The organism is Bacillus hominis (assembly GCF_018332515.1).
GTDB classification, from domain to species: domain Bacteria; phylum Bacillota; class Bacilli; order Bacillales; family Bacillaceae_G; genus Bacillus_A; species Bacillus_A hominis.
Genome location: NZ_BOQD01000141.1, coordinates 1 through 10,119 on the forward strand (window position 1 = coordinate 1; position 10,119 = coordinate 10,119).

The window sequence follows — 10,119 nt, forward strand, 5'->3', positions numbered from 1 at the left end:
CTCCTACTAACATTTTTATCCAATTTATGATTAAATTATACCTTTTTCTATATTTTTGATATAAGCGCCAATCTCAACATACATAATTTTACAGATAATCAGAGGTTTTTAGAAGGAGCTTTACATAAAGTAAAGCAACAAACAACACTGCAATCATAACAAAAATTCGCTTTCCCCTTATCTCCACTTCTTGTTTCATCACCTATTCTCCTTCCACTACATGCTTATCTTCTTTAAATAACGGAATTCAAATGAAATAACAATATGGCTCGTCGCGTATTACTTTCCACGCAACAAAGATCACTTGAACTACCTCAAAAGCAAGGACAATCCAAAACAAAACATCACTAATACGCGAACTAATATTAAATAGAATAAATATTAACAAATGAAAATTGAATGCTTTTCGACAATGGTATTTGTACACTTCATTTTTACTTGCCAGCGTGATGTACATGAGTAGTGGTGAAAAGATTCCTATTGCGGCTGAGAGTAGTAGCACAATGATGGTGTTTCTTTTTTTTGTGGTGGTTTTCATGAGTGATTTTCCCCCCCTTTTATTTTGCCTTCTTTAGGTTAGGGGGTGACGTTGGGGGAGATGCAAGAAATAACCTATAATTAGTTCTGAAAAAATAGACACAATGAAATATCTTCCATACTCCATTGTGTCTAGTTACCTCAAAACACTGATTATCTATCAAAAAACATTTGAAATAAATACTGCAACCAAAATAACATACATGTAATAAATATCCCAAACACTACATTTTCATTAAACTTCTTAAAAATAGCATTCCATTTAACTACGATATATTGATTCACAACACACCAATAGAGGAGAAATAAAATTGAGATACCGGTCAAAGGAATCATAAACTCCACCCCTCTTCCCCCTTTCATTTTTATGATTCACCTATTATATCTCCACTAAATTAAAAGATCAACTATATCCATACTCTTTAAATACTAAAAATGTATCTAGTTACGAATTCCATCCATCTTAATCCCTATGAAAACCACTTAAGAATTTTAAAAAACTTGACAAAGGGTACCCCTACTACTTTCAGGTTTCAACATGCTTAACAATACAAAAACCACCCCAAACAAATATATCGTCCAGGGTGGTTTTCTAAAACTTTCATATCACTATTAAATTACTACTTCAACCTATCCTGCAACGCACTAATATTAATAATCACAGGACTACCCGACTTCAACGTACCATCTTTCTGTAACATTGGCCCCGAAGTAATACATTGACCTTTCTTCAATGTTGCAAGTCGTTTTTCCCATTCTTTACGCACAGCTGAATCTTGAGCAAGGTTTGATGCAATAGCACTAATTTCATTTTCAGGTGGCATGAAATACACTTTTTGACTTGAGTTCTGTAATCGTGAAATTTCATCCGTTGTAAATTGCCCTTTTAATGATTGTGTTGCATACCAACCTGACCAGCCAAATTTTCTTCCTTCAGTTAAAATTTTGGCACTTGGTGATTTTTCTCTATGATCAAGATTTTGCGCTTCGTCTAAAATAACTGGGAATGGTTTATTTTTATCCCCGTGATGCAATTGATAGTTCCAAATATCCCATAAGATAAACTCTGTAATCATGAGCTGTACATCTCTATTAAATCCTGTTAATTGTACAATAAATACTTTACCTTTTTGGTTTAGTATTTCTCCCCAATCATATACAGCACTATGATTAAATGGATTTTTATCAATGAATGGTTTAATTTGCGACCTTGCTGTTTTAGCTGGACCAGAAGTATCTTCTTCTAACTCTGCTAATAAAGAATTTAAATTCATATTCTCGCCATATTTATCTAAGCCACGCATTACCGCCTCATATATAGCGTTTTGTTGCTGAATGCCTAAATCTTTATATACAGCTGAAAATACACTTTTAATTCTTTCAGCAACATCCGTATTATCTTCATCGATATAAATTCCTTCATCCAATTCTTTTTGATTTCGTTTAAATGGATTTACTGGAAATTTGTCTTTTGCCACTAAAAATTGTTCAATATTATCTTGAAGTTTCTCTTTAAATTCCGGTTCTAACTTAGAATTCTTGAATCCATCTGTATAGTCAAATATCATACTAGAAATTCCGTTTTTCGCCAATTCAAGAAGTAAACATTGAATGAAATAGCTCTTACCTTGCCCTGATTTACCCGAAATTAAAATATGTCTATTCGCTAGCTCTGGGTTTCCGAATTCCCAATATATTTCTTGAGTCGATCCCTCTACTGTTCCTAACAAAACGCGGACGTCCTTTAATTCTTTTGTTTCTTTTTCTTCTTTCTCTTCTTTCTCTTCTTTCTCTTCTTTCTCTTCTTTCTCTTCTTTCTCTTCTTTCTCTTCTTTCTCTTCTTTCTCTTCTTTTTCTTCTTCAGAATGAGGTACAGTTGGAACGACTTTATTGCTAGGATTTTTCAACTCTTGATTGGAGTCATGATTCTTATTCAATAATCTATCTGGATTAATATCAGTTCCACCAGAATGAATTTTTGTTTTGAGTGCCTCAATTTCTTCGACTACTCCTTCATATCCATCCTCTTCGGTTAATTCCACTAATAAAATATCTTCTTCGATTTTAATGGATCTCCATGCTTGTTCTTTTTTGAATGATAAAATCGCACCTTTCCCAATTTTACTATCCAAATCTCCACTCATTTCATAATCATCATTTAATAATTTTTTCTTTAGTTCTTCAATTTTCTCATAAGATTTTTCTGGCCAAATGTTATTTGCAATAAATTTCTCTGCATTCGCTAGCAATAACTGTACAAAGAAGTTTCGGAAAAACTTATGTTTAAATACATGTAAACCATCTTCACTTACTTTAGAAAGTTGCGTATCAAATAGTTGCTTAGTAGCATTAATTTGCTCTTTCGCTTTTGCAATAGCACTGTCTTGATTTAAACCAATTTTCACTTCCACTGGATAATAATGCACTGATAATTTATCATCTTGTATTTCTACTCCGATTAACAGTAAATCGTCACTATGCGCACCTTTTCCGCCTAGATTTTTCGCAGAAAATACCCCTTCACTTTTCGTTAACTTTACCGCTCCAGCAACACGTAATATTTCTTCTAATGAGATAGGAACCCATAAAATATTCTCATGATCTAACGCACTTAATATATATTTCACAGCCGAAATAATACTTAACTTTTCTCTTGAAAATTGTCCCTTACTTCCTATAATTCGTAGCAACCACTCACCATTTAAACTATTGAAAGCTCTAATAGCTGTATTGATTTTTTCAGGCGTCGATACAATTTCTTTTTCTGCCAAATACTGTTCAATAACTGTTCGATACTGTCTTGCTTTATCCGTTACTGTAATTGCATCATACTGGCTTGATGAAGAATATTGATCACTATAATGGATGACCAATAAATTACGTGATGACTCTTGGAAGAAATCTAAACCAACATTAGGCTCAATAAATGTTACCCAATAAGAAGATTCATATAAATGTTCTAGAACTTGTTCATCATAAGTAGATGTTCTCGTAACAATTGTTTCATTCTTGCGGTAAGGGTTTGTACCATCGTTATTTAAATTACTTCCTAATTCATTCATTCCTCTAGCAGTTTGAATTAGCAAATGTTCATTATTCAATACATTTTTCAATCCGAAGCCCGTACGATAATCTACTTCTGTACTAATAGATGATAGAGATGATAACATTCCATTTAAAGATAGTCCTGTTTCAATATCTTCCATTGTACTTTTCGCATGCTTCTCATTTGAAATCATTTTATAGAATGAAATATGAGCGTAACCATATTCTTTCGTACCTATAAGTTTATAGTAGAAAACATTTTCTCGAATCAGCCTTAATACGTCTACAGCATCAAGATTCTTTGATGCTAGCGATAATTCAAAGAACTCCTCGAATTTTTGAACATCATCATAGATAGAAAACTTTTCAAAGGCACTTAATATATTATTCTCATGATATAAAGCGACCTCTACTGGTATAATTTTTAATGGGCCTTTTTTATCTATCTGCTTCTTAATAAAATGCACTAACCCTCTTACAACTTCTTTATCATTATTTATATTAATAACATTGATTCGTATCGGAGATTTAGATTCTTGTAAAAATAAGTATTGGAAATGCTCCACAAATTGTTGAAGCTTTTCTTCAACTACATTAGCTAAAAATGCATTAGATTCTCCAATTGCAACCTTATGAAGCGGTTCATAAACGATCCATTCAGGCGCTTCATTTTGAGCAACTGGTCGATACAATTCATCATTCTGTCCATATATATATGGCAATAGATTATTAGGATGCAGACGATTTAAAATATGCATTTCAACTACTTCATTTTTAATTTCATCATTAATACTTAACTGGTAGGCAACATTAAGAGGATGCAACGGTGTTAGTATAACTCTTTGTTCCTCCTCAATAACTCCCAATTTAAACAGATTCTTTTCTTCTTCTTTTAGCATTACATTTTCTTGTATATGAGCAACGCTTTCGTTAAAAGCTTTCAAGTATCTTATAGATACCTCTCTTAATTGATCATCCACAAAACAAAGACTAGGAACCGTATTATTAAATTTATAGTAATTTAATAATTCTTGGTACGCATTTCTCAATGATGGATTAATTGCTAATTCAACCTTATTTAGACCTGATACTCCTCTAACTGCAAAAGCAATTTCATTTTCAATCCATACTCTCTCGTCTTGCAAATAATTTCGAAATCCTTCTCGTGCTGAAAATTCCCTTGCACCCTGTTTTAATTTATTTGTATCAAGGTTATATTCGAAACTTTCTTGATGTTCTCTTTTTAATTTCCATACCCTTTCTCCTGATACTGGAACAGTCTTTGCAACTTGCTCTCTAATAAGAATAGGGATTAAAGTTGTTTCAATTTGAATAGAAAAGGATAAGCTATCATCATTCCATGCAGGAGAAGATTCAGAGACTTCAAAACTTCCTCCTTGCCAATTTATAATCTGTGCATCTTCTTCAATAAATAATTCTTCTGGTTCACTAGAAATATCCCCAAAAACAATACATTCTTCGGCTTTATTCATAACTATATTTTTCTTATTCATATTCACTTCATAAATTGTTTGGAGAGATTGTAAAAACGCGGCTTCACATTCTACAACAGCAATATGAAACTCATATTTCGACTTAGATTGCATCTTATGTGTATATACAACTTTATGGAATGAAGTCACATTTTGCTTATGCACTAAACTTACAGCTAGCTTTTTCCCAGATACCACACAAAAATCCTGTGAATTTTTATGAATGTATTCCTTCTTCAACTTTTCTTCAAATTCAAAGTTTATGTTGATATTTTCTACCTGTGTAGGATTAAAAATAATAATATGGCGTTTACGTCTCCCAGCCTTTGTCTCAGCTTGTGCTTTTTCCCAATATAACAGACCTTCTTTTGAATATTTCTTTGCTGATTCAATATATTCTAATGGGCGATCTATTTCAGTCATTTTGTCGTAAGAATCTTTAACAAGAACATAATCCGCTTGCTGCCAATCTTCCTTCTTTAGACGAGAAACACCTTTCTCATCGAATAATTTTTCTAATTGACTCTCTAAATGCTCATACTCGTGCATATGTTGTACTTTCTCAAAGAATGAAGCATTTTCTTCTAACCTTTTTTTCATTTGAGCTGAAGTAAATTGATTTAAATTTTCATCATAGAAAATACCTAGATTAGAATAATCTTCTCTCGCAATCTCTTGTTTTGATAGAAACCCAAGAATTTCTTCATAATCCCAAAGAGATGGTCGCACAATTGTATCATCTAATTTTTTACGTAAATAAAATGATAGTACTTCCTTCTCTTCTTTGTTTAGAGAAGAAGTTTCAATTTCTTCTTTTAATGTTTTTAAAATTGATTTCACATTAAATGGCATACCTTCTTTTTGTAAATCACTGCTACCACCCTTAATACTGTCCAGCGTCTCATGACATACACTAAGTAAAGCTGTTTTCTCCCAAACATCCTTTTGTTCACCGACTTCATTACGAAGTGTTACTAAAAAGTCAGGAGTCACATTTGCTGATGTAGTCGCAACAACTACCTTCATTTCCTCTGAAAGCTTAATGGCAATTGTTTCGTATGGAGTTCCTTGCTTATGCTGATAATAAAACGCCTGCGATAAATCTTGTTCTTTTAATGTGTCATAAAACGCTTTTACTTGTTCATGATTATCAAATTGAAGATAAAATCGCTCTCCACCTCTAAGATTTTCCGCTTCTAAATAACTTATTAGTTTATCTGAAAGATAATTATAAAATTGGTTTAACATACTGTGCATCACCGCTATCACTTTTTTTGTCTATTAAATTCAGCTTATCAAATAACTGTACAATTTCTTCTTTTGAGTACCGATCGAAGAATAAACCTCTAGCCTCTAAATCTATAAATACTTGCTTCAAAGGTTTTCTTTCCTTTTTCAAACTCAATGCTGTTAGTAGCAATAACATATCTTGACTAATATTAAGCATATAACCAAGTGAACCTCGAGTTTTTAAGAAATATTTTTTTCCCACCTCTTCTATTGATAAAGAATATCTATGTCGAGGTCCTTGCATCGTATCTTTTTCATAAGCTTCTTCTATACTACGGAATAAAGATTGTACAAGCGTCTCATATTCTAATTCTAAATTTTCTTCATAAACCCCAAGACCTACATGTCTTCTATATTCCATAACCCAATCGCAAAGAATCTCTAAAAATACTTTTTTATCCTCATCGGATAATTGCTGATGTGTTTCCTTCAATTCAGGATAGCCACATGCTTTTTCTACTCCCATTAAGAAATTTAAATGTTCTAAGCAATTAATATGAAGTAGTAAATGTCTACCTGTATCTTTAATCATTTGATAACCATGAGTATAACCTTTTCTATTCTTACTCGTAGACTCCCAGTCAAGTGTAAAATAAACTTCGTTGTTCTCACTAAAGTTCGCTTTCCCAACTTGTGAAAGCTTTAAAGTCAATTGAGTAATATATAAGAAGTAATAATAACTAAGAAACAAGTGATAATGGGTTCTAAAATAATCTTTATGCTCCGCTAAAAATTGAAAATCTTCTTTGAATACCTTCGAAATAAATGGAATTTGATTAATATAACGGCGTTCTTTCTCATCTTTCTCTAAATGATTTAATTGCTTTAACACAAGACGCGACATTAAATCTGTTGAATCACTTTTTCCAAAAATCTCTTTTACTGTTTCTTCCTCACCTAATAAGACATCTAAAAGAAACCTAGCAATATCTTGTTCTCCTTTTTTATCTGCACCTTCACTTAACGGTAAATATTGAAATAAATGCAAATGAAAAATTTTAATTGTATTGTCACTATCTTGTAAAAAGGTACGTAGTATTTGTTCAAAGTGCGACTTATCTTGCTTTGATACATCAACAGATTTACTAATCTCCCCAATAAGTTCTTCTAGGTTAACTTCCATTTTTAACTTATTTCCGCTGACAAGACGCGTGAATTCTCCTAATACTCCCTGAAACCCTTTTACGAATTTTGCCCGCTCTGTTCCTCGTGTGGAGAAAGGTAACAGAGGAGCTTTTTTATTTATTGTATGTTTTAATCCTAATTTTTCCTGTTTAATACTCAGCGACCTTTTCAAATCCTCTAAATTCTCTCTTACAATCATTTTCTAATCCCTTCTAAACGTAAATTCTTCAAAATCTTCGTCGTATGTTAGTTTAAACATTCCATTTTCATTAGATTGAACAAACAACAATTCTTTTTCTCTATTTCCTAATTTCATTATCTTATCCACAAATTCAACGAACTGAATACAATCTTCTTTATCCTTTTTATTCGGGCGATAACCTTTTGAAAGTTTAACCATCATTTCATATAACGGATAATCAATTTCTAAATATACAGGAGCAACTTTATCTTCATTGGAAAAAGCAAGTAATATATTTAATTTAAATCGATTTAAAACCTCTGCTTCTACCCCTTTCAAATGTCCTACAAACGGCTTGATTTTAAGAGACTGTGCAACCTGAGTAGTATCATTTGAATAATCCATAAATACATAATCTGACTTCGGACTTCCGTTCCATAAGAAAATTGATTTTCTCGCTAAATTATACATATCTTTTAAATCAGATCGATTTCCCTTATTAAAAGCATATAAATATTCCATATATTTTTTATAATTTTCATCCGCGAACATTTCATTTAAAACTGGAGATAAAAAGAATGACATACGTATTAATGTTTTATTGAATACCTGTCTAGATGAATCGCTTAACTCAAAGAAAGGCCCCATCTCTTCTAGCCCTTCTATCCATCCATCAAGTCCATGTAAATCTAAATGTTTTTGGAAAGTATTCTTCATATTTACTGAGTTATTTAGCTCAATTAGCATTTGGTCTACACTATTTGATCGAAGATGAATAGGATCCATTTTAGAAATCACTGCTAGTAGATTTGATTTTTCTTGACCATCAAATAATAAATTCGGCAATAAAGCTTCTGTTTTTTCCATCATACCTGCCCCAAGAAAATCTTCATTCCCATGAGAAGGTACTAAAATATCATAAATAAAATTAAGCATAGAGCGTGTCGAAATAATCATCTTATGCTTAACTATTGCTTCAATTAATATGCTTAAAACACCATCTCGTATCTGTTGCTGTTGCAACAACTCATAATTCACCATGAAGAATCCATTTATACCACGTTGCTTATCCTTCAAATAAGCTTGATAGAATGGATTTCTTTCTGACTCAACTACAATTCGCTTTAAAATAGATGAAAAGTAATCCGATTTTGGCCCTTCGCTAGTTAATTCAAAAGGTTGATAATCACTAAAGCTAATCAAGTGAAAATTACCGCTTTGTTGATTAGTAGCAACTTCATTTGCCTCGAATATTCCTGATTCCTCAATAAATTTTGTTAAAGTTTGATAGTGCTCTTTTGCATAATCTGATTCAATAAAGTTATGTAGCACTCCTAGGTTAATAGCTAAAATTAACTTACATCCAGAACTGTCAATCTCACTATCGCTATACGGCTTTAATACTTCCGCTAATGTATCAAGAGAACTCTTTTGTGGATCAAAACTTTCGGTAGCATCATTATGAACCGAAAATTCTTCCATCAATTCAGGATATTTATTTTTCACATACGATAATAAATGTGATTTCCCATCTCCAACGCTACCACACAAGAAAATTAATTGACTTGTATTTTTCCCTGCTGCTGTTGTTAGAGCAGACATCATATCGTTCTGTATCGTTCTTTCAACATGTAAATAATCCTTGAAAGAACTAAATTCATTAGGATTTTCGATAGCCTCTTGAGATGATTCTTTCAACTTCGAGATTTCTGCTAGTAAATAGCTCTCTCCTTCTCCTAAAATAAAGTCATGGTACTCCAAGATTTCATCTGTTCCTTCATTATTAACCACAGATTGTCTATCTTCAATTTCTAATCCCACTGCAATCTCAGAGTTATTTATCTCTATTAATTCCTCAGGTTGATTAGGAGTATTTTGTTTACTTGCAACCTCAATTAGTAATTTTAGCTTTTCTTCTAAACTAGCAGATATCTTTTCTTCCAATCTCTCTACAATATGCAAACTACTCTTCGGCTGTGGGTTTTTATATTTCGGCGCAACAAATTTATAGCTCCCGTATACCTCCATAAACCACACTGCAATTTGGAATAGATTTTTATGCATTTTAAAGGCACTCTCTACTCCACTTTCAATATGTTCGTGCGCCGCTTTATTTCCTAAGTAGCGAACTGTATCAAATGAACGTGAAATTTCTTTTGATAAAATATCTTCTCTTTCTAATTTTTGAATACGATCTACTTGCTTTAAATATTGAATATCGTACAATTCATGTTCTTCTGCAATGCGTTTTGATAATAACTCCGAGAATACTCTTCCCTTAATTAAAACCGCTTGGGGATCTTGATAAAAAATATTTTCAATATCCCTGCCAATCTCCACTAACTCAGGGAATATATCTTGTAGAAAATCAAATGTATATTTCTCCAATGATGTAACACCTCTTAATATAAAAATACGTTTCGAATATATTCCATATTATACAATATC

At 32.2% G+C, this 10,119-nt stretch carries 4 protein-coding genes; all 4 read right to left on the reverse strand.

The window, feature by feature from the left end; translation table 11 throughout:
- Positions 1–247: 247 nt before the first annotated feature.
- On the reverse strand, positions 248–538 hold the full coding sequence (locus KI356_RS14915) for a magnetosome magnetite crystal formation protein family (RefSeq protein WP_212935791.1): 291 nt from the start codon (positions 536–538) through the stop codon (positions 248–250).
- Positions 539–1,157: 619 nt separating this feature from the next.
- Positions 1,158–6,323 (reverse strand): DNA phosphorothioation-dependent restriction protein DptH, encoded by a 5,166-nt coding sequence (gene dptH, locus KI356_RS14920; RefSeq protein WP_212935792.1) that lies wholly within the window; start codon positions 6,321–6,323, stop codon positions 1,158–1,160.
- Positions 6,304–7,689 carry a DNA phosphorothioation-dependent restriction protein DptG gene (dptG, locus tag KI356_RS14925; RefSeq protein ID WP_212935793.1) on the reverse strand — a complete coding sequence of 462 codons (1,386 nt, stop codon included), beginning with the start codon at positions 7,687–7,689 and terminating at the stop codon, positions 6,304–6,306. The genes dptH and dptG overlap by 20 nt, the downstream gene beginning before the upstream one ends.
- Before the next feature lie 3 nt (positions 7,690–7,692).
- The gene (gene dptF, locus KI356_RS14930) at positions 7,693–10,059 is read right to left on the reverse strand and encodes a DNA phosphorothioation-dependent restriction protein DptF (RefSeq protein WP_212935794.1); all 2,367 of its coding nucleotides are present in this window, start codon (positions 10,057–10,059) and stop codon (positions 7,693–7,695) included.
- Positions 10,060–10,119: the final 60 nt, after the last annotated feature.

What these genes read in the sequence shown, in the direction of transcription:
- KI356_RS14915 (WP_212935791.1), bottom strand. Translation starts at nt 538, where the DNA reads ATGAAAACCACCACAAAAAAAAGAAACACCATCATTGTGCTACTACTC.
- dptG (WP_212935793.1), bottom strand. Translation starts at nt 7,689, where the DNA reads ATGATTGTAAGAGAGAATTTAGAGGATTTGAAAAGGTCGCTGAGTATT.
- dptH (WP_212935792.1), bottom strand. Translation starts at nt 6,323, where the DNA reads ATGTTAAACCAATTTTATAATTATCTTTCAGATAAACTAATAAGTTAT.